The sequence below is a fragment of the Herbinix luporum genome (assembly GCF_900070325.1).
Taxonomy (GTDB): Bacteria; Bacillota; Clostridia; order Lachnospirales; family Lachnospiraceae; genus Mobilitalea; species Mobilitalea luporum.
In genome coordinates, this window is the sequence record NZ_LN879430.1 from 2,236,579 (window position 1) to 2,262,276 (window position 25,698).

A 25,698-nucleotide genomic window follows, 5' to 3' on the forward strand; every position below is an offset into this window, starting at 1 on the left:
CATATTTTAGCGGTAATAAGAGCCTCATTTCCATCGATTTATCTTACAAAATTAAACCTATCCTTACATTTTTGTAAGCTTAAACCCAACTAATCCGTTGGCTTAAACCCAACAAGTTCGTTGGCTTAAACCCAACAAGTCTGTTGGCTTAAACCCAACAAGTCTGTTGGCTTAAACCCAACAAGTCTGTTGGCTTAACCAAACTACAAACATTAATTATAATTTGAAATCTTAAATAATAATAGCCTACATCTGGTTTTAAATGTAGGCTTTCTATTTAATACTTGCTGCTATCCATATCAATACGAACCTTAGTCCCTTTTCCTATCTGGGATTCAAATGATATTCTATGGCCTAGTTTTGTCAATATCTGTTTTGTAAGATACAGTCCAATACCTGAAGCCCTTTTGTCGGTTCTTCCATTATAACCTGTAAATCCTTTTTCACATATGCGAGGTAAATCCTCTGGGGAAATACCAATTCCCGTATCACTAATTACCAGTGTTGTTTCATTTTCTGTATCAATCAAGATATATCCTTTATTTGTATACTTAATGGCATTAGACAGTATCTGCTCTATTGCAAAACAAAGCCATTTCTCATCGGTTAAAACCTTATATTTTAATTGTCCTAACTTTACACTGATTTTTTTACGGATAAACATCGGTGCATATTTTCTAACCGTTTGCTTTACCATATCTTCTAATTCATATTCTTTAAGTAGAAAATCCGTACTGTCACTACCTACCCTTAGATAGGCCATAACCATCTCCACATACTGTTCAATTTTAAATAACTGAGCCTGTAACTCATGGTACTCTTCAGTCTCATTATTTTGAAGGATTAGCCTCATAGCAGCAATGGGGGTCTTTATCTGATGAACCCATAAGGTATAATAGTCCAACATATCAGATCTTTTTCTATCACTTTTTGCTATGTATTCTTGTTTATCCTTAAATAAGGCTTTAATTAAATCTATATAGTCTTGCTCAATCTGATTCTTAGCAGTCCCTAACCTCTCTATTGATATTGCAATATCTGCTTCTAGTTCTGATAAATTTTTATGTTTTTTTATAAATTTGATATAGTCAGAAATTCCACATATCAGCATTATAACAAAAGACAGTAAAGCCCCATAAACCACTGCCTCCACAGGCAGGTCATATAGGGAAAATACTGCTGCAAAGATTAGTATGCATATAAAAAGCATAAATAAAAATTTTCTTATGGATTTCAAATAAGCCATTAATAATCTCATATTATTCCACCATATAACCTAATCCTTTTTTCGTTATAATAAACTCCTCAATCCCTACACTTGCTAGTTTCTTTCTCAGTCTTGTAATATTTACGGTTAATGTATTTTCATCTATAAAATCATCTGTCTCCCAGATGCGATACATTAGGGTGTCTCTTCTTACCACTTTCCCCTTTTGCTCCAGTAATACCTGCAAAATCCTATGTTCATTCTTGGTTAAGTCCAGCTTAATTCCTTGGTAGGTAAGGGAAGTGTCCCCTAGATTTAGAATCACTCCTTTATGCTCCAATATATCACTACCACAGGTAAAATCATAGGTTCTTCGAAGAAGAGCCTGTACCTTTGCCACCAAAACCGTCATATCAAAGGGTTTAGCAATAAAATCATCCCCTCCCATATTGATGGCCATAACTATATTCATATTATCCGCTGCTGAGGAAATAAAAATAATCGGTACCTGAGACAGCTTTCTAATTTCACTGCACCAGTGGTAGCCGTTAAAAAACGGCAGTGATATATCCATAAGAATTAGATGGGGAGAAAACTCTGTAAAATCCGAAAGTACATTCTGAAAGTCAGTTACACAGTGAGCTATCATTCCCCAAGAAACCAATTGTTCTTTTATAATATTGGCTATGGTTGTATCGTCCTCTACAATTAGAATTTTATGCATTCTTTTTCCCTCATTACTTAATTTTTATATTACAAATTTCTATGTGTAACTTCTATTTAATAAGAATATTTTATTAGTTATTGTCCATAGAGTCAAATATCAACTTAGAAAAAAATAAGGCACCCTTTCCCATAGTATTGTTAACTAGTAACAAACCATAGGAAATGGTGCCCCATAAATCATTCTATAATTTAATTTGCCTCATGCTTTACTGTTTCAAGTGTTTTTAAAAGATCAGCATTTAGCTCAAATACTTCTTTTTTGATGTAATCTAATCCTGTACCGGTACATGTCTGACTATCAGCTGTAAACCAATGATATTTTAAGGTGTTCCAGTCAATCTTACTGGTAGTTAAAGCGGTATCTACCATAGGAAGCACTGCTCCTTCCCTAACTAGGGCGATACCCATTAACTCACCGGCAGTTATATTAATCCATTTACCGCCTTCATAGGATTTTTCCGGATTCTGCAAGTCAATCCAAGGACCTTCAGGTAGATAAACTGCCCGCTCGCTTTGATTGTTCTCAAAGGGGTAAGCGAAAGCACCTTACTGGATTGGTTTATAAATAAGGCAAAAGTTGAGGTGTATATGGGTTCTAATTTTGGCAAGGCAGGCATAGGTTACATCCGGGTCAATATAGCCACCTCAAGATTACTGCTACAAGAGGCATTAGAACAAATGCGTTCAGCTTATCCATTATTAAAAGCCCAGGCTTCCAAATAAATATTATATAAAATATACAAGCCCTATCTTTTTGTCAGATTGCAAAAAGCTAGGGCCTGTTTAATGGTAATAAAAAGCATAATTAATATAATACAAGCAAACAAACACAATATATTGTAATCTATTAATATAATATTAACCCTATACAGTGACTTTGTAAATAATTTTTAATATAAATAATAATATTTTTCTTTATTATTTTTTTTAGTTAATAAATAGTATACTTGCGATTTATTTTAAAATGATGTATTATTAATCATATTTTTTAGCAATTATAAATCTATATAAATAATGTAATTCTTACCGCTTATTTATATTGTTATGCTACAAATTAGGAGGTTGAACCGTGGATAAAGAATTAGTAATTATTCTCGACTTTGGCGGACATAATAACCAGCTTATTGCCAGACGTATCCGGGAGTGTAATGTTTATTGCGAAGTATTGCCCTACAACACAAGTATTGAAAAGATACTTCAGTTGAGTCCAAAAGGAATTATAACCATAGGCGGAGAAATCGATGTAAACAAACAAGATGCTCCAAATTATGACTCTAAGATTTATACTTTAGGAATTCCTGTACTTGGCATTAATTATGGATGCCAGCTTATGACTTATTCTCTTGGTGGTAAGGTTTCCCCAGCCCCCAATCGTAAATACGGAACCATGAAGATAAACATAGATTCCTCTTCTAAACTATTCCAGAATGTAAGCAACCAAACATCATGCCTAATCAGTCAGATGAACATTGAAACTACAGCTAATGACTTTAAGGTAATTGCAAGCTCAGAATCCTGTCCTGTTGCAGCTATTGAAGATAGAAAGAGAAACTTATATGGACTTTTATTCCATCCCGAGGCAGATCAAACACCGGAAGGCATAAGGATATTAAAAAACTTCCTATATGATATATGTAAATGTAATGGTACTTGGAATATGTCATCCTTTGTAGAAAACTCTATTAGACAGTTAAAAGAAAAAATAGGTGACAAAAAAGTTCTGTGCGCTTTATCCGGAGGGGTCGATTCATCTGTTGCGGCAGTTATGATAAATAAGGCTGTGGGAAAACAGCTGACCTGTATATTTGTTGACCACGGTCTCTTAAGAAAAAACGAAGCAGATGAAGTAGAAGAAATATTTACAAATCAATTTGACATAAATTTAATTAGGGTTAATGCTCAGGAACGTTTCTATGAAAAACTTGCCGGTGTTACTGATCCTGAAAGAAAGAGAAAAATAATCGGTGAAGAATTTATTAGGGTATTTGAAGAAGAAGCCAAGAAAATAGGTAAAGTAGACTATCTGGTCCAAGGAACCATTTACCCCGATATTATAGAAAGCGGCGTCGGACAATCAGGGGTAATAAAAAGCCATCATAACGTAGGGGGACTTCCCGACTATGTTGACTTTAAAGAAATTATTGAACCCTTAAGAGATTTATTTAAAGACGAAGTCAGAAAAGCCGGTCTAGAACTGGGTATACCTGAAAAACTGGTATTTCGCCAACCTTTCCCCGGCCCCGGTCTTGCGGTACGTATTATAGGAGATATTACTCCCCAAAAAGTCAAGATACTCCAAGAAGCAGACTATATCTACCGCGAAGAAATAGCAAAGGCAGGCCTTGACAAACACATCAGTCAATACTTTGCCGTTCTTACTAATATAAGAAGTGTGGGAGTAACAAATGATGAAAGAACCTATGACTACACCGTTGCCCTAAGGGCCGTAAAAACTATAGATTTTATGACTGCCGAATATGTGGAACTCCCCTGGGAAGTCCTAGGCCTTGTATCAAAGCGTATAATTAACGAAGTAGATCACGTAAATCGTGTCTGCTACGACATCACCGGCAAGCCACCAGCGACAATAGAATGGGAGTAAGACAAAGACTTTAACGCTGGTGGCTTTGCCACCTTGCGACAATAGAATGGGAATAAGGCAAAGACTTGAACGCTGGTGGCTTTGCCACCTTGCAACCTTTAACAAGAAAACATTCGAAACTACGTTCTAAAAATGGATGCTAAATTTACTTGACATAAAAGTAAATTTAGCATCCATTTTATTATTAAATTAACAGATGTTTTAGTTGTAATAAAAGCTTAATATGCTATAATTATTAATAAATGTGTCTAATAGAACTTGAAAAATGTTGCATTGATGGAGAGGATTAATATGACTTATACGGCAACTGAAATGGCGAAAAAATTGAACATTTCCAGATCATATTTATACTACTTAAAAGAAAAACAAGTAATAGATTTTGATATTAATGATGAGGGTAAAGTTATATGGACAGAGGAAGTATATAATAAGCTGTTTGAGTATATTAAAAAAAATCAATCTGAATCGAAAGCCAGTAAGAAGAAACCTGATTATAAAACTATTACCATTAATAACAGAAGGTACCTTGGTAATAAATACAAACTCCTCCCCTTTATTACCAAGGTGGTTAAAAAAGAATGTACCAATATAAATACTGTAGCTGATATTTTTGCCGGTACCGGTTCTGTGGCCTCTGCATTTACTGATAAAAAAATAATAACCAATGATAATATGTATAGTAATTATATCTGTCATCTTGCATGGTTTGACAGCCGGCCCTACTCCGAAGAAAAAGTAATTAATATAATTAATGAATACAATAGTATAACTGTAACAGAAGACAATTATATGAGTATTAATTTTGCCAATACATATTTTTCTTTGGAAGATTGCAGAAAGATCGGATATATCAGAGAAGATATTGAAAGAAAATATATTCAGGGTGAAATTAATTCCAGAGAAAGAGCCCTACTTATAACATCACTTTTATATGCCATGGATAAGATTGCTAATACCTGTGGCCATTATGACGCCTATAGACAAGGGGCAAGATTTGAAAGACACCTGGAATTAGCGGTACCAAAGCCTAAAGCTAATTTAAATAAAAATAATATTTGTTATAATACGGATTCAAATCAACTGATTAATGAAATAGAAGCCGATTTGGTATACATAGACCCTCCTTACAATTCCAGACAATACTGTGACGCTTATCATTTATTAGAAAATGTCGCCCGTTGGGAAAAGCCGGAAGTATACGGTGTGGCAAGAAAAATGGATAGAAGCTCACTAAAGAGCGACTATTGTACACAAAAGGCTACAGAAGTTTTCGAGGAATTAATAGAATCTGTACGGGCAAGATATATACTTCTCTCCTATAATAATATGGCTGAAAAGGGCAATGAACGTTCCAACGCCAAAATAAGTGATGAAGATATAATGCGTATTTTACAAAAGAAAGGAAAGGTAAAAATTTTTTCTAAGAAATATAAAGCCTTCTCAACAGGAAAATCAGATATAAAAGAAAACCAAGAGAGACTATTTTTATGCGAATGCTATGACTCCGGTAAAGAGATTATTCCATCAGCCCTTAATTATACCGGAGGTAAATTCAAATTGCTGCCCCAACTACTCCCCCATTTTCCCAAAGATGTAGATAAGGTAGTAGATTTATTTTGCGGAGGCTGCAATGTAGGTATAAACTTAGCTTGTAATAAGGTACTATTTAATGATTCAAATGAACATCTTATTGGATTATTAAACACCTTTAAAAAATTGACCAAGGAAAAAATATTCGATTTTGTCTTTACAAACATTGAAAAATACAACTTATCTCTTGTAAGTAAATACGGATATAAGCACTATAATTGTGACAGTTCATCGGGATTAAGTTCATATAATAAAAAAGGCTATAATAAGTTAAGGGACGATTTTAACAGTAGGATGAAAAAAGATGATGAGTACTATCTTATGCTCTACCTTCTTATAGTGTATTCATTTAATAATCAATTACGTTTTAATAAAAAGGGAGAATTTAATCTCCCCGTAGGTAAAAGAGATTTTAATTCTAAAATGCAAGAGAAACTTGAAGCTTTTTTAAATAGAATTAAAAGCGGAGATTATGAATTTATTAATACCGACTTTAGAAATATTCCATTGGATGGATATTCTGATAAGAGCTTTTTCTATGTTGACCCTCCATATCTTATTACTTGTGCCACTTATAATGAGCAGGATGGATGGACAGAAAAAGACGAATATGACCTATTGGCCTACCTAGAAGAACTTGATAAAAGGGGAATTCGTTTTGCACTATCTAATGTTTTGGAGAGTAAGGGAAAGAAGAATCATATATTGTATGACTGGGTAGCTAAAAATGATAAGTTCAAAGTTATACCACTTAATTATAATTACTCCAATTCCAATTACCACACAAAACAGCGTGATAGCATCACCAAAGAAGTTTTAATTATTAATTATTAAGGAGAGCTTTATGGTAAATGACATTCGTTTTAAAAGTTACTGCTGGTCCATAGGCACAACAAGCTATCGAACAGACAATTTTAATATGAATATAGAAAGACAGCTGGCTCTGATGAAGGAGTTTAGAAGACTGCCTGCCAATAGGGACAAAAGCTGGAGCGGAAATAATAAATTCCAAGCAGAATATTATGCCTTTTTAAAGGAAAAGAATTTTGTTAAGGGTGATGCTCCCAGACCTGATAAGGATGCCAGAGAAAAGACTTCCGGCTTAAAAGATATCGGCCTGCTTGATGAAGGACGCAATCTCACCAATGCAGGCCTTGAGCTTCTTTCTATATCTGAATCAAATAATTTTGATCCTGATAATGAATTGGAAATCCCCAAAGACAGTTATCTTTATTTTAAACAAATGCTAAAAACCTGCAACGATGTAGACGGGAAAAAAGTTAGGCCTTTTGTAGTTTTTCTATATGTCATAAGCAAAACAAAATATCTGACCTTTGATGAGTTTACTTATTTACTTCCTTTATGCGTTGACAAAGAAACCACAGAAAAAATAGTTGAAAAAATAATCTCATCTAGAAATAAGAAAATTAATTATGAGGATATTATTATATCCGTTCTTATGGATATGGATAATTACAAAAACGCCTTAGAACTGCTGCAAACCCAGGAGATTTCCGAGGAGTTAATTTGTAAAATCGGAATAAACAGAAAAAGCGCTAAGTATGACAAACCATACTATAAGATCTATACATGCCTAAAAGATATTGTATTTGGTAATGAAGAATCCACTTTAGAATTCTATAAAGCTACCACAAAACTTTCTAACAATAAAGTGGGCAGTGCTTGGAGAAAATATTTCTTTAGCAGTCTAGCCAGAAGTGTAATTGTAAGGGAAGGTAAAGGGGTATTAAACCCCGTTAAGATCTTACAATCTAGGGATGAAAAGGAATTCAATGAAGAATTTTTTAAGCTTATGCATTTGTTTAAGGCAAAGGCAACTTTATCGGACTATTTTGATTTAAATAGACGGTATTTTAAACTTACAGATATTGTTCTTTTTGAGGATAATATCTGTAAACTTGATGTACTGCCTAAATGCTACATAGATATTGTTTCCGATAAACTTATTGACTTTGCTTTTGAAGAAACAAATCTCCTAACAGAAAATGTATCCTTAGAAGAAATTAATCCACATTTAGCTATTGATATTGATTTGCTCTATCAAAAGCTCAGCCAGCTTCTTGGCAGAAAAATAACTGATGTTACCTCAGTAAAAGAAGCTATAAAAGATGACAGATATATAAGGTTTAATAAATTAATTGACGAGAAATTTAATAAGGGTACCTTGCTTCTTTTATTTACCCATTTCGAAGAGAGAAATGATGATGAGATTAGAAGACTTGTAACAGATAATGCTGATATTCCGACCATATTTGAATATGTTCTTGGTATTGCCTGGTATATTATCAGTAATAGAGAAGGTGACGTTTTAGACTATATGAAGCTTTCACTAGAAGCGGATTTATTACCCAAGACCCATGCAGGGGGAGGCCAAGCAGATATCGTCTGGAAGTATAAAAAAACCCAGTGGTATCCTGAACATACACTTTTAATAGAGGCTACACTGGCAGACTCCGGTAATCAAAGAAGAATGGAGATGGAGCCCGTATCAAGACATCTGGGTGAATATATTTTAAATAATCCGAATTTAGAAGCCTATTGCTTATTTGTAACAACATACTTAAATACAAATGTTATTTCCGATTTTAGAGGCCGTAGATTTATGGAATACTATAATTCTTCCGGTACTGAATATATCCCAGGAATGAAAATAATACCTATTCAAACCTCTGAATTAAAAACCTTAATACAATGCGATGTAAAATATAAGGATATATACCGGTTATTTGAACAAGCTTATAAAACTGAGGGACCGGCAGCTAAATGGTATGAAGATAATATTGCTGGTGCAACAAATTTATATTATGCAAAGTCTAAGGATTCCTAAGACAATATATCTTACTTTAATTTAGTTCATCCAAAGACTTACTATATGCAGGTAAGAACTCCTCCATAAAGATATCTACTTCATTTAAATTCATCTCCTTAATAAGACTAAGAATGGAGTTCTTAGCAAGAACAAACTCAGAGTTGCCCGCCTTTTCTTCCTCAATACATTTTATTAGGGCAGAAAGCTTATCCGCAGCCTTTACAAGCTTCCACAAGTATTCATCTTCCTTGGCAGGATAAAATATATCCTTATAGCTTTCCTTCAGATAATCAGGCAACATTAAGTAGAGATTTTCTGCAGCGGCTTTTTCTACTTCCTTAAAGGCCCCCTGTATATTCTCATTAAAGTACTTAATGGGTGTAGGCATATCTCCGGTTATAATCTCGGTGGCATCATGGTATATTCCAATTAAGGCTGCCTTTTCTGCATTCAATTTATTGCCTAATCGTTCATTGCTTATAAGGGCAAGAACATGGGCTAACATACTAACTTCCAGAGAATGCTCACTTAGATTTTCAGGTCTTGAATTGCGCATTAAGGACCAGCGCTCTATAAATTTCATTCTAGATATCATAGCAAAAAAATTAGAATTCATATGATATGTACCTCCAAAGTATATTAATAAGGTTAAGCATATATAAGGACATCTGATGGGACAAGTAATCTTGTCCCATCTGTCTGTCTATTAACATATCCCATTAATCTTGCAAATACTTTTTCAGATAACGACCTGTGTGGGATTTTTCATTTTTGGCTATCTCTTCAGGGGTTCCGTATGCTACAACCGTACCTCCCTTGTCTCCCCCTTCCGGTCCCATGTCTATAATATAATCCGCTGTTTTTATAACATCTAGATTATGCTCTATAACAACTACGGTATTTCCTGTCTCTGTAAATCTCTTTAGTATATCTATTAATTTATGGACATCGGCAAAATGCAGGCCGGTGGTGGGTTCATCAAGAATATATATAGTCTTTCCTGTACTTCGCCTGCTTAATTCTGTTGCCAGCTTAATTCTTTGGGCTTCACCGCCGGAAAGAGATGTGGATGGATGCCCCAGCCTAATATAAGATAAGCCCACATCATTTAAGGTCTCTATTTTTCTTTTAACCGATGGCACATTTTCAAAGAACCTTAAGGCCTCTTCCACAGTCATATTTAGCACATCATAGATACTCTTACCCTTATATTTAACCTCAAGGGTTTCACGATTATATCTCTTTCCATTACAAACCTCACAGGGAACATAGATATCAGGAAGGAAGTTCATCTCAATCTTTATAATTCCATCTCCGCTGCAGGCTTCACAGCGGCCCCCCTTAATATTAAAGCTAAATCTACCTTTTTTGTATCCACGAATCTTGGCATCTTGAGTAGCGGCAAACAACTCCCTTATATGATCAAATACACCAGTATAAGTTGCAGGATTTGATCTTGGCGTTCTTCCTATGGGAGATTGATCAATATTAATAACCTTATCTAGCTGATTAATTCCCAGAATGTCATTATGCTTTCCGGCTATGGTATAGGCTCGATTTAATTCCTTAGCAAGCCTTTTATAAAGTATTTCATTTATAAGAGAACTTTTTCCCGATCCGGATACACCTGTTACACAAGTCATTACACCTAGGGGAATATCCACATCTACATTTTTAAGGTTATTCTCTGCAGCTCCTACTATGGTTAGATATCCTGTAGGCTTACGTCTTTCTTTGGGAAGCGGAATCTTTATTTTTCCGCTTAAGTAAGCCCCTGTAATAGATTCCTCTACCTTTATAATATCCTCTACCTTACCTTGGGCAACTACCTGTCCCCCATGTTCCCCTGCTCCGGGACCTATATCTACAATATGGTCTGCGGCATACATGGTATCTTCATCATGCTCAACTACTATAAGGGTATTACCCAAATCCTTCAAATTCTTCAAGGCATTAATTAATTTATCATTATCTCTTTGATGAAGGCCAATACTTGGCTCATCTAGGATATAGGCTACTCCTACTAGACCTGATCCAATCTGAGTGGCCAAACGAATTCTTTGAGCTTCACCTCCTGATAAGGATCCGGTGGATCTAGCAAGGGTTAGATAATCCAAACCGACGCTTATTAAGAATTTTAATCTTGCCCTGATTTCCTTCAGTATCAAGGCTCCTATCTTTAGCTGCATATCGGTCAGTTCTATATTTTCCATAAAGTCTGACAGGTCACGGATAGGAAGCTCAGTAATCTCAGCAATATTTTTTCCTCCCACGGTTACGGCCAAGGCTTCTTTTCTTAGACGTTTACCCTTACACTCTCTGCAAGGGGTGGTTCTCATAAAGGTCTCATATTCCTGTCTTACGATCTCAGAGCTTGTCTCCCTGTAACGTCTTTCCACATTCTTAAGCAGTCCCTCAAAGGTAACATCATATACTCCCTCTCCCCTCTGACTGCGATAATGGACCTTAACAGATTTGCCGTCGGTTCCATGAATAAACATATCTTTAATATGGTCAGGCAAATCCTTATAAGGGGTGTTTAGATCAAACTTATATTCCTGGGCCAAAGCCTCCATAATACATCTGGTATAACTGCCTTTATCCTTAATAGATTGCCAGCCCGGTGCAGCTATAGCACCTCCTATAAGACTTAAATCCTTGTTGGCCACAAGAAGTTCTTCGTCAAATTCCATTCTAATACCGATACCATGGCACTCAGGACAGGCACCAAAAGGATTATTAAATGAAAAGACCCTTGGTTCTAGTTCTTCAATACTAATTCCACAATCGGGACAGGAAAAATTTTGACTGAATGTTATAGGTTCTCCTCCTATAAGATCAACTATTAAAAGACCTTCCGCCAGCTTTAGAACACTTTCTATAGAATCTGACAGTCTCTGTTCAATACCTTCTTTAATGATAAGACGATCTACAATAATTTCTATATTATGTTTAATATTTTTATTAAGATTTATCTCTTCACTTAGTTCATAGACATTACCGTCTACCCTAACCCTTACATAGCCGCTTCTTTTTGCCTGTTCAAAAAGTTTTACATGGGCACCTTTCCGTCCCCGAACAACCGGTGCCAGTAGTTGAATTCTGCTTCCCTTAGGCAGGGCCATAATCTCATCCACCATCTGGTCTACGGTTTGCTTTTTAATTTCTATGCCACACTTGGGACAATGGGGTATACCGACTCTTGCATATAACAATCTAAAATAATCATAAATCTCAGTCACGGTACCTACAGTAGATCTGGGATTGCGGTTAGTGGACTTTTGGTCTATGGAAATAGCAGGAGGTAGTCCCTCTATACTTTCAACATTAGGTTTCTCCATCTGTCCTAAAAACTGCCTTGCATAGGAGGAAAGAGACTCCATATAACGTCTCTGTCCCTCAGCATAAATGGTATCAAAAGCTAAGGAGGATTTTCCGGAACCTGATAGACCGGTTAATACTACAAACTGATCTCTTGGTATCTCTATATCAATATTCTTAAGATTATTCTCCTTAGCTCCTCTAATTCTAATATAATTCTTTTTTTCCGACATAATTTCACCTGTTCTATCTTATCTTTAAGCTGTAACTTTAAATTTAAGATTGTATTTTATAACTCCATTAAATGCTTCTTAACTTCTATCATCTTGTCACGAAGCTCTGCTGCCAGCTCAAAGTTAAGTTCTGCTGCAGCTGTATGCATCTGTTTAGTAATATCTTTAACCAATTTGTTAAGTTCCTGTTTTGACATGGATTCTAAATCTTTCTCCATATCTTTAACATTATGTTCTACCTTCTTAGATATGCTGATTAAGTCACGTACCTTCTTCTTTATGGTAGTCGGTGTAATTCCATGTCTTATATTATATTCATGTTGAATCTTTCTGCGGCGGTTGGTTTCACTTATGGCCTTACGAATAGAATCCGTTTCTTTATCTGCATACATAATAACTCGCCCTTCTGCATTACGGGCCGCCCTACCGATAGTCTGTATTAGGGAGGTTTCAGAACGTAAGAATCCTTCCTTATCTGCATCTAAGATAGCCACCAATCCCACCTCAGGAATATCAAGACCTTCACGAAGCAGATTTATACCCACAAGCACATCAAATAAATCCATCCTCATATCCCTTATAATCTCAGAACGTTCTAAGGTATCAATATCTGAATGCAGGTATTTAACCCGAATGCCTACTTCACGAAGATAATTAGTTAAATCCTCAGCCATCCTTTTGGTCAAGGTTGTTATCAACACTTTGTTTTTCTTGTCTATTTCCTTCCGTATCTCACCAAGTAAATCGTCAATCTGACCTTCCACCGGACGCAGGGAAACCTCCGGATCTAATAGCCCCGTAGGACGTATAACCTGTTCTGCCCTTAGTAATTCATGCTGCTTCTCATATTCTGCAGGAGTAGCCGATACGAATAGTATCTGACTAATCTTACTTTCAAATTCCTCAAAATTAAGAGGCCTATTATCTAAAGCGGAAGGCAACCTAAAACCATAATCCACCAGGGTCTGCTTCCTGGATCTGTCCCCGGCATACATTCCCCTAATCTGGGGAATAGTCATATGGGACTCGTCTATAATAATTAGAAAATCCTCCGGAAAATAATCTATCAGGGTATGGGGAGGCTTGCCCGCCTCAAGTCCGGTTAAATGTCTGGAATAATTCTCTACTCCGGAGCAAAAGCCTGTCTCCCTTAACATTTCAATATCAAAATTGGTTCTTTCGGAAATTCTTTGGGCTTCTAAAAGCTTACCTTCCCTTTTGAAATAAGCTACTCTTTCCTCTAACTCCCCCTCAATATTCTGTATGGCTATCTCCAGTTGTTCAGGTGCTACCACATAGTGGGAGGCAGGAAAAACAACCATATGCTCCAAGCTATTTTTTATCTCACCTGTAAGTACATCTATCTCCAAAATCCTATCCACTTCATCTCCAAAAAATTCAACACGAAAAGCCATATCTGCAGAAGAGGCAGGGAAAATCTCCACAACATCTCCTCGAACCCTAAAAGTACCTCTTTTAAAGTCCATGTCATTCCTTGTATATTGAATATCTATCAATCTTCTAAGTACATCATCCCTATCCTTCATCATACCGGGACGCAAAGACAAAACCATATTCTGATAATCAATGGGGCTACCAAGTCCATAGATACAGGACACACTAGATACTACAATGACATCATTTCTCTCAGTCAAGGCAGCGGTTGCCGAATGTCGCAATTTATCAATCTCGTCATTGATAGCGGAATCCTTCTCAATATAGGTATCAGTAGAAGGAACATATGCTTCCGGCTGATAATAATCATAGTAACTGACAAAATACTCAACTGCATTCTCAGGGAAAAACTCCTTAAACTCCCCGTACAGCTGAGCTGCAAGTGTCTTATTATGGGCTATAATTAAGGTAGGCTTCTGGATCTGCTCTATGATATTAGCCATTGTAAAGGTCTTACCAGAACCTGTTACACCCAGTAAAGTCTGACATTGGTTACCGCTTTTAAATCCTTCTACTAAGGTACTAATGGCTTCCGGTTGATCCCCTGTAGGGGCAAAATCAGAAACCAGCTTAAATTTCATAAATGACACCTGCCTTTCTGAGGTCTATATAAAAAATACGTTCTCTTTTTAAGTGTCTGTAATTATAACACAGTGAAATAGTAAAATCAATACATTTTTCGAATGTTTGTTCTGTTTTTAACTTGTCTATACTATATAAGCTTTGTATATTCAAAGGTAATTTATCCACAGATAATAGTAAAACCCATATTTATTTCCACATATCTTAGATATCTATCACCATCTAAAATGACCTTCATAAAAGGCAGCTTTCCTTATTATGAAGGTCTGTTATAAGTAAATATACCTACTGACATCAACCTATGAGGTATGAAACTGACTGTAATATAGATTATGATAGAAACCCTCTTTACTTAAAAGTTCCTCATGGCTTCCCTGCTCAACAATTCTACCTTGATCCATGACCAGGATTAAATCAGATTCTTTTATGGTAGAGAGTCTATGGGCCACAATAAAACTGGTACGACCTTTCATCAGCTTAGCAAAGGCCTTTTGAATATGGATTTCAGTTCTGGTATCAATATTACTGGTTGCCTCGTCTAAGATTAACATAGGAGGCTTAATCAGCATTACCCGTGCTATACTAAGAAGCTGTCTTTGTCCCTGGGACAGATTGGCTCCGTCTTGGGTAAGCACCGTATCATAGCCATTTGGCAGACGCTTAATAAAGTTGTGGGCATAAGCAGCCTTGGCCGCTTTAATTATTTCTTCCTCTGTGGCATTTTCCTTGCCGTAAGCAATATTCTCCCTGACAGTTCCCTCAAAAAGCCAAGTTTCCTGTAGCACCATCCCATACATGCTCCGCAGGGTTTTTCTCTGCATCTTTTTAATATCTACACCGCTAACTTCAATTTTTCCCTTATCTACATCATAAAATCGCATAAGCAAATTAATAACAGTGGTTTTGCCAGAACCTGTGGGACCTACAATGGCAATCTTACTGCCCGGTTTTACATCCAGATTAAGACCTTCTATAAGTTTTCTATCCTTCTGATAGGAAAAAGCCACATCCTTAAGCTGAACTTTTCCGTCAACTTCTATATGGGATAAGAGATTTTCATCAGATGTTTCCGGCTCTAAATCTATTAGGGCAAAAACCCTTTTGGCAGAAGCTAAGGCCGACTGTAATTCTGTAATAACACCTGAGATTTCGTTAAAGGGTTTAGTGTATTGATTGGCATATGAAAGAAAGCTTGATAGTTGTCCAACCGTTATCCCACCGGAAATAGCCGAAAAGGCACCAAGAATGCCTACGGCAGCATATACGATACCATTAACAAAACGGGTACAAGGATTAGTAAGGGAAGAATAAAATTGTGCCAAAACTCCACATTCATGAAGCCTTCCGTTTATCTCTTTAAATCTCTCTATTGACCTATCTTCATAGGAAAATGCCTTAATCAACTTTTGATTTCCCAAAAGTTCTTCAATTAAGCCCCCCATTTCTCCCTTAATAGCTGTTTGCTCGGTGAATTTACGATAGGTTCTTCTGGCTATAAAAGAAGCCACAAACAAAGATAAAGGCGTAAGGAGCACCACTGCCATTCCTATTCCTAAGCTTATACTTAGCATAAAACCAATGGTACCGATAATAGTCATAATACCTGAGAATAATTGGGTAAATCCCTGTAAAAGTCCATCTGAAATCGTATCTATATCATTTACCATGGTATTTATAATATCTCCATGGGGAACTCGGTCAATTTTCTCTAAAGGAACCGAACTTAATTTGTTAAATACTCGGCTTCTAAGATCTTTTATAGTTAAAAATGTTATCTTGTTGGTACAATAACTCATAAGCCATTGAAATACTGTACTGAAAGCTATAAAAAGGGCCAGATATATAATTGTATTTAATAATCCACTAAAATCTACATTACCGGCTCCAAGGATATAATCAACAGCTTTTCCAAGAAAGACCGGAATTAAAAGTGAAAATACAACACTTATCATTGCACTGATAAGTGAACCAATCAGATATATACGATAAGGCCTTGCATAGGAAAATAGCCGCTGCAATATTGAATTACTGTCATTATTTGAAACCACCTGTCTGCCTCCTTAGCTTAATTGAGAATCACAGATTTCTTTATAGACATGGCAGGATTTATATAAATCTTCATGCTTACCTATTCCGGCCACCTTACCATCATCTAATACAATAATCTGGTCCGCATACTTTATTGTATTTGCCCTTTGGGATACTATTAAGACCGTGGTATCCCTACAGTTTTTACTAAGTGCCTCTCTTAACCTGGCATCTGTGGCATAATCTAGGGCACTAAAACTATCGTCTAGTATAAGTATTTTTGGTTTCCTTACTAAGGCCCTTGCTATGGTAAGACGTTGTCTTTGACCTCCGGATAAGTTCCTGCCCCCTTGGTTTATCAGGGTATCGTATCCGTCGGGAAGTTTTTCTACAAAATCTTTTGCCTGTGCTACCTCTATGGCCCATTTAATTTCTTCCAAAGAAGCATCTTCTTTTGAAAATCTTAGGTTGTCGCTGATACTTCCTGAAAAAAGTACTGCTTTTTGCGTAACAATACCAAAAAGCTTCCTGATAGAATCTATAGAATATTCTTGAAGGGGTATACCATTTAACCTTATCTCACCCTTGGTAACATCATAAAATCTTGGCAAAAGATTAACTAAAGTAGATTTACCGGAGCCGGTTCCTCCGATAATTCCTATAACCTCCCCTTGCCTAATATCAATACTTATATCCTCTAGGGCATATTCATCGGAACCGGGATATGCAAAGGACACCTTATCAATACTAATCAAAGCTTGTTCGGTCATGGACTTTTCCTTATTATCAATCTTTATATCTGTCAAGCTTCTTTCTATCTCCTGTATAGAAGCTTCCGTTTCAAAAACCATATTTATTCGATTTGCAGAGGCAGCCGCCTTAGTAAATATCACTACCAGATTAGAAAGGACCACCAAGGCCAAAGAAATCTGGGTCATGTAATTTGTCAGTGCAATTACTTCTCCTTGAGTAAGGCTTCCTGTATATACCCGACCTCCCCCAAACCACAAAATCGTAAGAATTGCTATATTAAGTATTGCAAAGGTAGCCGGATTTAAAAAGGCAGAAATTTTCCCTACATTTATAGCAATATCAGCCACATCATTATTGGCCTTATTAAACCGTTTAATTTCATGGTCCTGCTTAGAAAAAGCCCTAATAACCCTAACACCACTTAAGTTTTCTCTGGTAATAGTAGACACCTTATCAAGCATCTTCTGACGAACCCTATAGTATGGAACTGAAAGCCTCATTATCAGATAAATAACTGCCGATACCAAAGGTGCAACAATAAGAAATATCAGTGATAATTTTAAATCCAAAATCATGGACATTACCACCGCACCAATAATAAGAAAGGGAACCCTTACTACCAAACGTATTAACATGGCAACGGCCAGCTGCATTTGATTTATATCATTGGTCAAAATTGTAATCAGGGTGCTTGTCCCAAACTTATCTATTTCCCCATGGGATAGGGAATTTATATGGGCATAGAGATCATTTCTTACCATGGTTCCAAAACCTTGGGAGGCCCTGGCTGCAGAATACTGGCATATTATAGCGAAAACAAGCCCCATAAAACCGAGAAGTAATATAATTCCTCCTCTTTGGAGCACAAATGTTGTATCCCTATTTTTAATTCCTACATCGATAATTGAGGCCATTACAATCGGTACAATTAATTCAAAAATTGCTTCCAGTAATTTAAAAAACGGCCCTATAATTACTTCTTTTTTAAAATATCTTAAGTATCTGGCTAATTTAAGCATAAAACCCCCGTATATCTTATCTATATATTTATTAATCTTTTATCCTATTTATATTTTTATAAAATAATTAATAAATCTAAGGCAAGCATACATGAAATATCTCTGTATAAGTAAGCCTGCCGTTTATATGTTCTGATTTCATAAGGCTGATTTTTTGAACCTTTTGACTTAAATTTACTATTAAAGAAGCAAGCTCATCATCCCTAAAGCCACCGGCAAATCTTACTCTTCTTGCCAATGTAATATGCGGCTTATACTCTCTGTTTTCCAAATCAAACCCTGCTGACTTAAGCCTATTTGTCAATTCCTTTTGTATACCCAGTAAATTCTCTTCCCTTTTTACACCTATAAAGCAGATATCTCCATCCCTACGGCTAAATCTTCCAAAACCACCGATTGAAAGATTAAAACTCTTTATATTGGCAGCAAAAACCGCCTCTTCCATTGCTTCTTTTACAAGCTCAATCTTCTTTGTTTCACCTATAAAATTCAATGTAAGATGAAGATTATCTTTAGCTGTAAAACTTCCTTTTATAACATTAAAACTTAATTTCTCCATGGCTTCCCACAAAGAATCCTTAATCTGATCCTCAAAAGTTATAGCTGTAAAAAGTCTCAACTATGCCACCAACCTTTAATGAAGTCTCTACAAAATTCTACTTTACCATAATATATGAATTTTGTACATCTTTCAATCATTTTAAGCTACTTATTGTGTTTTCATATAAAAGCTCAATTGAAAAATACTTTCATAAAGTCTATAATCAGAATTAAGTATTGTAAAAGATCTAATATAATAGATATCAAGGAGAAGCCATATGAGTAATTTTAATGAAGAAATAAAATATCCTGAAAACAAAGAGGAAAGTTATAAGTTAATTCATAAGCAATTAGAAGCCTTACTTGAAAATGAAACCCATCTAATTCCTAATCTTAGTAATTCTTCTGCCTTACTAAAACTTGCCTTACCAAAAACCAACTGGGTGGGATTTTATCTCCTAAAGAATAATGAACTGCTGCTTGGACCCTTTCAAGGTAAACCGGCCTGTGTCCATATTCCCATAGGAAAAGGCGTATGTGGAACCGCTGTAGCTAGTGGCAAAGCTCAAGTAGTTTACGATGTCCATGCTTTTCCCGGGCATATTGCCTGCGACAGCGAATCTAAGTCAGAAATAGTTATACCAATATATTCAGAGGGTCGTATTGTAGCTGTACTGGATATTGACAGTCCCGTAATTGGACGTTTTGATGAGGAAGATTTAAAAGGCCTAAGTCAAGTTGTCCATATCCTTGAGACAAGCTGTAACTGGGATCAAGTTTAAACATAAATCCACCCTTAAAGACAAATGAACCGACTTCCCATTGGTTAGATTTTTGGTCTAACTTCCGGGAGTCGGTTCATACTTCCTAAGTTCTTCGGGTGTTTAAACTTTTAAACTTTTAAACTTTTAAACTAATACTTTCCATTAGCTCTTCTATGCCCAGCCCTTCGGCATCCACTATAATATGGGCATATTTTTCATAAAGGGGACATCTCTCTAAATATAAATCATACAAAGTCTGTCCCTCACTGAGAACTACTCCTCTTTGCCTTATATTGCCTAGCCTTTTACGAATAGTATCATAACTAAGCTTGATATAAACTACCTTAGATGTCCTACGAAAATGTTCCATGGCCTCAGTACAATAAACTACACTGCCTCCTGTGGCTATTACTGTATTATCCACAGAAATATCTCTATTAACTTGATTTTCTATGGCAAGATATCCTTGCTGACCCTCTTTTTCAATAATATCTTTAAGAAGTAAACCTTCCTGCTTTTGAATTAGAAGATCTGAATCGATAAAATTCATTCCCAGTACTTTAGCCAAAATGACACCTACAGTGCTTTTACCTGCACCGGGCATCCCGATTAATACGATGTTATCCATACTTGTAGCCCTTTCCTTTTTACTGATATCTTAACCTTGTAAGGCACCATACTTTATATCAGCATTACTTAATCTGGAATTAATATACCTCATAATATCACTTCTGGTAATTATGCCGATAAAATAATCTCTGTCATCGACTACAGGTATAAAATTCTGATCCATAGCCCTAATCAACATCTCATCCATATTGGCAGTAATTCTCACACTGGGATTCTTCCCTTTCTTTAAAACATCCTTAATCTTAACATCTTCTATACTTTTAATATTAATCTTATGTAGCTCTTCCTTTTGGTCATCTACTAGATACCAAAGAAAATCTCCTTCACTTATGGTTCCGATATATTTATTGTCTGCGGACAGAACCGGTATTGCAGTATAACCGTGATTGCGCATCTTTTCCAATCCCTGCCGCAGTGTAAAATCTTCAAAAAGATAAGCCACTTCACCCTTGGTTTTTAAAAAATATGCAATATTCATTGCCTTAACTCCCTTTGTGTTTTTAAAATAACTTTACATATACAGTATATCATATTTTACGAGTTAAGGGTATGGGTATTCATAGGAAGCTTATTTACCAAATCTAATAACATTCCATGAACATTTCTTCATATTAGTGGTAAAGATACCCTCATCAAAAACATATTCATTTTTAGTTCTTGGCTTAACATTTTCGTTATTTAAAGTATTAACTGCTTTCATATCGTCATGTTCCATTACCAAATATTCCAGAACCTTATATCCTTCAAATCCTCGCAAATCAGATGTAAACTCTACATCATGGTCTACATTTCTATTAACAGCAAAGATTGTAACTTCCTCATTTTCAGGATTATATACTGAAACAGCTTCCACATCAGTTACATCAGTATGATTAGTAGTATCATGCTTTGTGGTTTCAATAACCGGCTGAAGGGCTATACCCCGTCCATATATTGAAGCATGTAAAAATGGATAAAATATAGTCTGCCTCCAGGCTCCGCCCTTTTCATCTGTCATTATAGGAGCAATAACATTTACCAACTGGGCAAGGCAGGCCATCTTCACCCTATCGGCATGTTTTATTAAGGTTATAAGCATAAGACCCACTAATAAAGCGTCCTCAAAGTTATAGATATCCTCCAGTAATGCCGGTGCCACATTCCATGGCTTCTTCTCCATATAATCATTATCAGATTCATTGGAATGATACCAAACATTCCATTCATCAAAGCTTATTTTCAATTCTTTTTTACTTCTCTTTTTTGCCTTGATATAGTCACATGTAGCTATAACACTCTTTATAAACTGCTCCATATCCATAGACATGGCAAGAAAATCTGCCGTATCATTTTCTTTGTTGCCATAATATTGATGCATGGATACATAATCAACATAATCATATGTATGCTCTAATGTAATTGCCTCCCATTCGGGGAATGTGGGCATACCTATGCCTGAACTGCCGCATGAAACCAGCTTTATAGAAGGATCAATCATCTTCATAGCCTTGCCGGTTTCTGCTGCCAACCTACCATACTCTTGAGGTGTCTTAGCTCCTACCTGCCAAGGCCCATCCATTTCATTACCCAGACACCAAACCTTAATGTTATGGGGTTTATCATATCCATGGTCACGACGCATATTACTGTAATAACTATTAGCATCTACATTGCAGTATTCTAGCAAATTGCAGGCAGCGTCTATTCCTCTGGTACCGAGATTTACAGCCATCATAATTTCTGTATTTGCCTTCTTAGCCCAGGATACAAATTCATTTAATCCGAATAAATTAGGCTCTAAGGTTCTCCATGCCAGATCTAATCTTGCCTTTCTGCTTTCCTTAGGGCCTACTCCATCCTCCCAAAAATAATTAGATACAAAATTACCTCCGGGATAACGGACAATAGGTACCTGCAGCTCCTTAACCAATTCTATTACATCCTTGCGAAATCCCTCTTCATCAGCCAAAGGATGATCCGGTTGATATATTCCGGTGTAGATAGCTCTTCCTAAATGTTCAATAAAGGAACCATATAGATTCTTATCAATCTCATCAATCTTAAACTCTTTATCAATAACCATTTTTGCTTCTCTTTTCATAGCAATCTCCCTTCTATCTGCCTTTTATTTGAACTATAATAATTTTGCCCCTTAAAGTCAATGTATTTTTCTCTATAAAATTCGCCATATCCTATTTCATTTAAATTTCAGTAAACTTCATAGTTGGTGCTTCTTAACCAAATCCCAAATATCTTACATTTTTATTTTTGATTCGACATTTTTCTGCACATTTTTCATTTAACTGAATAATATATAGTGGAAGCTCAATAAAGCATCCTTAAAATAAATGGAGGTGAAATAATGGATAATTATAGTGCAACCGTTATTAGTTCAGAAGCCTACGCAAGTAAATGCGATAGGGATTGTGATGCTGCTGTTCTTAAAGCAGATACCTTACCAAAAGCTGATAATCATCCATGGCCAGGTGGGGATTTTAAGATACCAAGAATTCTTTCTGAGTTTGTAATCCAGATTGACTCCGAATCAAAGATAAGGCTTAATGAACCTGCTTATGAAATTAAAAGAATCGAAAAACAAGTATTCCTAACACAATGCAGGTATATTCCTACCACAGATAAGGTATTTATTGAAGGATATATCAGAAAAAATATTGAATATGCCGCAAGAACTTGCTCAAAGAATAACAGTATTGCCGGAACCATAAAAGATACTACTGTCCATGTTCCTTTTAAGGTTTACACCAAGGTAGATTTCCATGGTGCAAAACCTCAAATTATACCAAATCCGCCTTCATTAACAGCCAGATATTTCGATCAAAAGAGAATGGGCAAAGATATCAGAGAAGCTGATAGATCTAATGTTGAAATATTCAACGAGCCTGTTTTTTGTGAACTGGAATGGGCTGCCGTATATGATGCGGATATTAACGACAAAGGAAGACCTATAGATCATTTGCTTAACGAAGAGGAATTCAAAGAATTTACAGATAAATCAGTTATTTATCTCTGTATTAAATTATTACAAAAGCAACAGGTATGCTGGCCATTCCCTATTAAGGATGACGGAAAAAAGAAACCTTATCCTCAAAACACCGATTGGAAAACACCGGAATACCCTAAAAAGAAGCCAGACATTATATTCTAAAAGCTAAATTACTTTGACTTTTTAATTAGCTAAAAAGCCGGTTCTATGTCATCTAAATGACATAGAACCGCATTTTATTAATCATTTTCTATACTTTTTTATCATTTCTGTAACAATTTCATGTCGATTTTAACATAATATTAACATATTTTGTATTGACATCCAACGTTTACATAATTTACAATATACACGGATGTATTTTTTAGACAAGGGTCCAAGCAATTATTATGAAAAGGTGGTCAAGATGATGAGAAAATTAACAAAAGCTAATAAAGTATTTCTTGTATTTGCCTTAACATTATTGTTATCTGCAAATCCTTTAAATACCGTTTCCGCTTGTAAAGGTACTACTGCAAATTATACAAAGGATACTAAAAAATCATACAACTATAAACAACCGGTATTTAGTGCCTATCGTACTAAAGATAGTGTTTGGAGTGCAAACACCCGTATCGAGGCAAATTTGGTAGTAGGGGTTTCTATTTACTATCAAGTAGGATTTGCAACATCATGTTCGGCTACTACAAAAAACAAATTTGAGGCATCAGGTGGATTTAAATATACAAAAAGTAACAAATCTGAAACAGAAAAAGATTCTTCTACCAAAGTTAATCATGAAAAGCAAGTAAAAAAAGAGACAAATATCTGCGAAAATAAAAAGGACACTAAAAGCGAAACTATCAATAAAAAGACAACTACTAAGGAAAACATCTGTAAAGACAAGAAACACAACACAAACACAAAGGATTCTGATAAAACATATGATAAATCATGGCATGGCTTTTTAAAAGGTGATGGATCCTTTAAGTGTGATGGATCTTTTAAGTGGGAAGACTTCTTTAATTGGGACGGTTCCTTTAAGTGGGAAGAATGTTATAAGTGGGGAGACTCCTTTAATTGGGATGAATTCTTTAAATGGTGCGAATCCTTTAAATGGGATGAGAACTATAAGTGGGACAACTCCTTTAAGTGGGATAAATGCTATAATTGGGGAGACTCCTTTAAATGGGATAAGAACTATAATTGGGGTGACTCCTTTAAATGGCAATGGGATTGCTCCTTTAAGTGGGATGGCTCTAATAGTAGCAATTGGAGTAATTGGAATAATTGCTGGTGGAATTTTGACAACTCTAACCAACAAAACAATAGCGGTAAATCAGACAATAACACTAAAAACAATAACACTAAAAACAATAACACTAAGGACAATACCACTAAGAACAACAACACTAAGAACAACAACACTAAGAACAACAACACTAAAGACAATACTACTAAGAATAATAACAATTCCAACTATAACAATGGAACTGGCAACTATCAAGGTAAGTAAAAAAAATCGTTGTAGGGTACATAATGATACTCATTGGTCATATACCCTTGTCTAAAAAATTCATAAAGGCCGTTAATGATTTGTAAATTTACAATCAAAAACAAGACTGAAAAGTCTTTTTATATAAATAAGGGGTAGGATTAATTAAAAATCCTACCCCTATTTTTGTTAAGATTTAAATGTAATATAGTTGGCTCCGGCAACAATAATACCGCCCCCAACAAAATTTCCAAGTGCAGACACTGACAAATTATATAATATCTCTAATAAGCTAATGTCAGCTCCTGCAAAATATGCGGTAAATAAATAATACATATTTGCTACTACGTGTTCTGTTCCCGAAAGTACAAATACTGTAATTGCCAACCACAAAACCACAATCTTAGCAATTTCATCACGGCAGCTATAGGCCATACATATGGCCGTACATACAATAATATTACATAGTATAGAACTTACCAATAACTGGCCTAAGGGCATATGTATCTTAATTAAAGCTTTTTCAAATACCAATCCCATAATCTTTTCATCAAAAATACCTGATGTATTAGTTAGGACGGAAATAAATACGGCTCCCATTAAATTACCAAGTAAAACAATGGCAAGGATTTTTAATATTTTATACAGCCTTGTGTTACCTGCATAAAAAGATGTTATTATCAGACATCCACTGGTAAAAAGCTCAGTCTGCAGCTGCAGTATTGCTATTATACCCATAGGAAAAACCAGTGCCCCAAAAAATGCTGCTAACCCTGGATCTGCTATAGTTGCTGCTAACTTAAAATATCCTATAGCCCCTATGGCTATATAAGCTCCCGCCAAAATTCCTTGTACTATTAATTTTAACTGGGATTTACCTTCCTTGTCTTTACTAAGATTTAAGATGTAATCTGTAAGAGCCTTCGGCCCTGATTTTTGTTGCATATGTAAGTATCCTTTC

Annotated in this window: 19 protein-coding genes and 1 pseudogene; 7 read left to right on the top strand and 13 right to left on the bottom strand. The window is 35.7% G+C overall.

Going from position 1 to position 25,698, the window contains the following annotated elements; all coding sequences use genetic code 11:
• Nucleotides 1-277: 277 nt before the first annotated feature.
• The 3 genes and pseudogenes from SD1D_RS10290 to SD1D_RS10300 all read right to left on the bottom strand — a co-directional run.
• Entirely contained in the window at nucleotides 278-1,258 is a 981-nt protein-coding gene (locus tag SD1D_RS10290; protein WP_058258835.1) for a sensor histidine kinase, read from the bottom strand.
• 1 nt (nucleotide 1,259) lies between these two features.
• Complete coding sequence (locus SD1D_RS10295; RefSeq protein ID WP_058258836.1) at nucleotides 1,260-1,931, bottom strand: response regulator transcription factor; 672 nt, start codon at nucleotides 1,929-1,931, stop codon at nucleotides 1,260-1,262.
• A gap of 191 nt (nucleotides 1,932-2,122) precedes the next feature.
• Nucleotides 2,123-2,446 (bottom strand): annotated as a pseudogene (locus SD1D_RS10300) (hypothetical protein); the annotation flags it as partial.
• 75 nt (nucleotides 2,447-2,521) lie between these two features.
• Between SD1D_RS10300 and SD1D_RS12585 the strand changes: the two are divergent.
• From SD1D_RS12585 to SD1D_RS10320, 4 genes are all read left to right on the top strand, one after another.
• Nucleotides 2,522-2,656, top strand: coding sequence for a hypothetical protein (locus SD1D_RS12585; protein WP_273232924.1), 135 nt, complete (start codon nucleotides 2,522-2,524; stop codon nucleotides 2,654-2,656).
• 346 nt (nucleotides 2,657-3,002) lie between these two features.
• The gene (gene guaA / locus SD1D_RS10310; RefSeq protein ID WP_058258839.1) at nucleotides 3,003-4,535 is read left to right on the top strand and encodes a glutamine-hydrolyzing GMP synthase; all 1,533 of its coding nucleotides are present in this window, start codon (nucleotides 3,003-3,005) and stop codon (nucleotides 4,533-4,535) included.
• 291 nt (nucleotides 4,536-4,826) lie between these two features.
• The gene (locus tag SD1D_RS10315; RefSeq protein ID WP_242955220.1) at nucleotides 4,827-6,959 is read left to right on the top strand and encodes a Dam family site-specific DNA-(adenine-N6)-methyltransferase; all 2,133 of its coding nucleotides are present in this window, start codon (nucleotides 4,827-4,829) and stop codon (nucleotides 6,957-6,959) included.
• A 10-nt stretch (nucleotides 6,960-6,969) separates the two neighbouring features.
• A complete protein-coding gene (locus SD1D_RS10320; RefSeq protein WP_058258841.1) occupies nucleotides 6,970-8,973 on the top strand; it encodes an AlwI family type II restriction endonuclease in 2,004 nt (667 codons plus the stop codon).
• Between the two features lie 16 nt (nucleotides 8,974-8,989).
• Here the strand turns inward: SD1D_RS10320 and yfbR are convergent, their stop codons facing one another.
• The 6 genes from yfbR to thpR form a co-directional block, all read right to left on the bottom strand.
• On the bottom strand, nucleotides 8,990-9,571 hold the full coding sequence (gene yfbR, locus SD1D_RS10325) for a 5'-deoxynucleotidase (RefSeq protein WP_058258842.1): 582 nt from the start codon (nucleotides 9,569-9,571) through the stop codon (nucleotides 8,990-8,992).
• A 103-nt stretch (nucleotides 9,572-9,674) separates the two neighbouring features.
• Nucleotides 9,675-12,509, bottom strand: coding sequence for an excinuclease ABC subunit UvrA (gene uvrA, locus SD1D_RS10330; RefSeq protein WP_058258843.1), 2,835 nt, complete (start codon nucleotides 12,507-12,509; stop codon nucleotides 9,675-9,677).
• 56 nt (nucleotides 12,510-12,565) lie between these two features.
• Entirely contained in the window at nucleotides 12,566-14,545 is a 1,980-nt protein-coding gene (uvrB, locus tag SD1D_RS10335) for an excinuclease ABC subunit UvrB (protein WP_058258844.1), read from the bottom strand.
• A gap of 300 nt (nucleotides 14,546-14,845) precedes the next feature.
• The gene (locus tag SD1D_RS10340; RefSeq protein ID WP_058258845.1) at nucleotides 14,846-16,594 is read right to left on the bottom strand and encodes an ABC transporter ATP-binding protein; all 1,749 of its coding nucleotides are present in this window, start codon (nucleotides 16,592-16,594) and stop codon (nucleotides 14,846-14,848) included.
• Nucleotides 16,595-16,606: 12 nt separating this feature from the next.
• Nucleotides 16,607-18,346 (bottom strand): ABC transporter ATP-binding protein, encoded by a 1,740-nt coding sequence (locus SD1D_RS10345; protein ID WP_058258846.1) that lies wholly within the window; start codon nucleotides 18,344-18,346, stop codon nucleotides 16,607-16,609.
• Between the two features lie 76 nt (nucleotides 18,347-18,422).
• Nucleotides 18,423-18,965, bottom strand: a complete 543-nt coding sequence (gene thpR, locus SD1D_RS10350; protein ID WP_058258847.1) for an RNA 2',3'-cyclic phosphodiesterase — start codon at nucleotides 18,963-18,965, stop codon at nucleotides 18,423-18,425.
• A 199-nt stretch (nucleotides 18,966-19,164) separates the two neighbouring features.
• Here thpR and SD1D_RS10355 point away from each other — a divergent pair, with 199 nt between their 5' ends.
• Entirely contained in the window at nucleotides 19,165-19,668 is a 504-nt protein-coding gene (locus tag SD1D_RS10355; protein WP_058258848.1) for a GAF domain-containing protein, read from the top strand.
• A gap of 118 nt (nucleotides 19,669-19,786) precedes the next feature.
• Here SD1D_RS10355 and SD1D_RS10360 read toward each other — a convergent pair whose 3' ends face one another.
• The 3 genes from SD1D_RS10360 to arfA all read right to left on the bottom strand — a co-directional run bounded on the left by SD1D_RS10360 (nucleotide 19,787) and on the right by arfA (nucleotide 22,360).
• Nucleotides 19,787-20,278: a shikimate kinase gene (locus SD1D_RS10360; RefSeq protein ID WP_058258849.1), complete on the bottom strand. Its 492-nt coding sequence runs from the start codon at nucleotides 20,276-20,278 to the stop codon at nucleotides 19,787-19,789.
• Nucleotides 20,279-20,308: 30 nt separating this feature from the next.
• Entirely contained in the window at nucleotides 20,309-20,758 is a 450-nt protein-coding gene (locus tag SD1D_RS10365; RefSeq protein ID WP_058258850.1) for a CBS domain-containing protein, read from the bottom strand.
• A gap of 90 nt (nucleotides 20,759-20,848) precedes the next feature.
• The gene (gene arfA / locus SD1D_RS10370) at nucleotides 20,849-22,360 is read right to left on the bottom strand and encodes an arabinosylfuranosidase ArfA (RefSeq protein ID WP_058258851.1); all 1,512 of its coding nucleotides are present in this window, start codon (nucleotides 22,358-22,360) and stop codon (nucleotides 20,849-20,851) included.
• Nucleotides 22,361-22,621: 261 nt separating this feature from the next.
• On the opposite strand from arfA, the gene SD1D_RS10375 reads away from it, so the two are divergent.
• Together SD1D_RS10375 and SD1D_RS10380 are read left to right on the top strand one after the other, a co-directional pair.
• Complete coding sequence (locus tag SD1D_RS10375) at nucleotides 22,622-23,425, top strand: CsxC family protein (RefSeq protein WP_058258852.1); 804 nt, start codon at nucleotides 22,622-22,624, stop codon at nucleotides 23,423-23,425.
• A 244-nt stretch (nucleotides 23,426-23,669) separates the two neighbouring features.
• Complete coding sequence (locus SD1D_RS10380) at nucleotides 23,670-24,758, top strand: hypothetical protein (protein WP_058258853.1); 1,089 nt, start codon at nucleotides 23,670-23,672, stop codon at nucleotides 24,756-24,758.
• Between the two features lie 168 nt (nucleotides 24,759-24,926).
• Here SD1D_RS10380 and SD1D_RS10385 read toward each other — a convergent pair whose 3' ends face one another.
• On the bottom strand, nucleotides 24,927-25,682 hold the full coding sequence (locus SD1D_RS10385; protein WP_058258854.1) for a formate/nitrite transporter family protein: 756 nt from the start codon (nucleotides 25,680-25,682) through the stop codon (nucleotides 24,927-24,929).
• Nucleotides 25,683-25,698 lie beyond the last annotated feature (16 nt).

Coding starts and splice junctions, on each gene's coding strand:
- SD1D_RS10290 (WP_058258835.1), bottom strand. CDS start 1,258: ATGAGATTATTAATGGCTTATTTGAAATCCATAAGAAAATTTTTATTT.
- SD1D_RS10295 (WP_058258836.1), bottom strand. CDS start 1,931: ATGCATAAAATTCTAATTGTAGAGGACGATACAACCATAGCCAATATT.
- SD1D_RS12585 (WP_273232924.1), top strand. CDS start 2,522: ATGGGTTCTAATTTTGGCAAGGCAGGCATAGGTTACATCCGGGTCAAT.
- SD1D_RS10315 (WP_242955220.1), top strand. CDS start 4,827: ATGACTTATACGGCAACTGAAATGGCGAAAAAATTGAACATTTCCAGA.
- SD1D_RS10320 (WP_058258841.1), top strand. CDS start 6,970: ATGGTAAATGACATTCGTTTTAAAAGTTACTGCTGGTCCATAGGCACA.
- yfbR (WP_058258842.1), bottom strand. CDS start 9,571: ATGAATTCTAATTTTTTTGCTATGATATCTAGAATGAAATTTATAGAG.
- uvrA (WP_058258843.1), bottom strand. CDS start 12,509: ATGTCGGAAAAAAAGAATTATATTAGAATTAGAGGAGCTAAGGAGAAT.
- uvrB (WP_058258844.1), bottom strand. CDS start 14,545: ATGAAATTTAAGCTGGTTTCTGATTTTGCCCCTACAGGGGATCAACCG.
- SD1D_RS10345 (WP_058258846.1), bottom strand. CDS start 18,346: ATGCTTAAATTAGCCAGATACTTAAGATATTTTAAAAAAGAAGTAATT.
- SD1D_RS10355 (WP_058258848.1), top strand. CDS start 19,165: ATGAGTAATTTTAATGAAGAAATAAAATATCCTGAAAACAAAGAGGAA.
- SD1D_RS10360 (WP_058258849.1), bottom strand. CDS start 20,278: ATGGATAACATCGTATTAATCGGGATGCCCGGTGCAGGTAAAAGCACT.
- SD1D_RS10365 (WP_058258850.1), bottom strand. CDS start 20,758: ATGAATATTGCATATTTTTTAAAAACCAAGGGTGAAGTGGCTTATCTT.
- arfA (WP_058258851.1), bottom strand. CDS start 22,360: ATGAAAAGAGAAGCAAAAATGGTTATTGATAAAGAGTTTAAGATTGAT.
- SD1D_RS10375 (WP_058258852.1), top strand. CDS start 22,622: ATGGATAATTATAGTGCAACCGTTATTAGTTCAGAAGCCTACGCAAGT.
- SD1D_RS10380 (WP_058258853.1), top strand. CDS start 23,670: ATGATGAGAAAATTAACAAAAGCTAATAAAGTATTTCTTGTATTTGCC.
- SD1D_RS10385 (WP_058258854.1), bottom strand. CDS start 25,682: ATGCAACAAAAATCAGGGCCGAAGGCTCTTACAGATTACATCTTAAAT.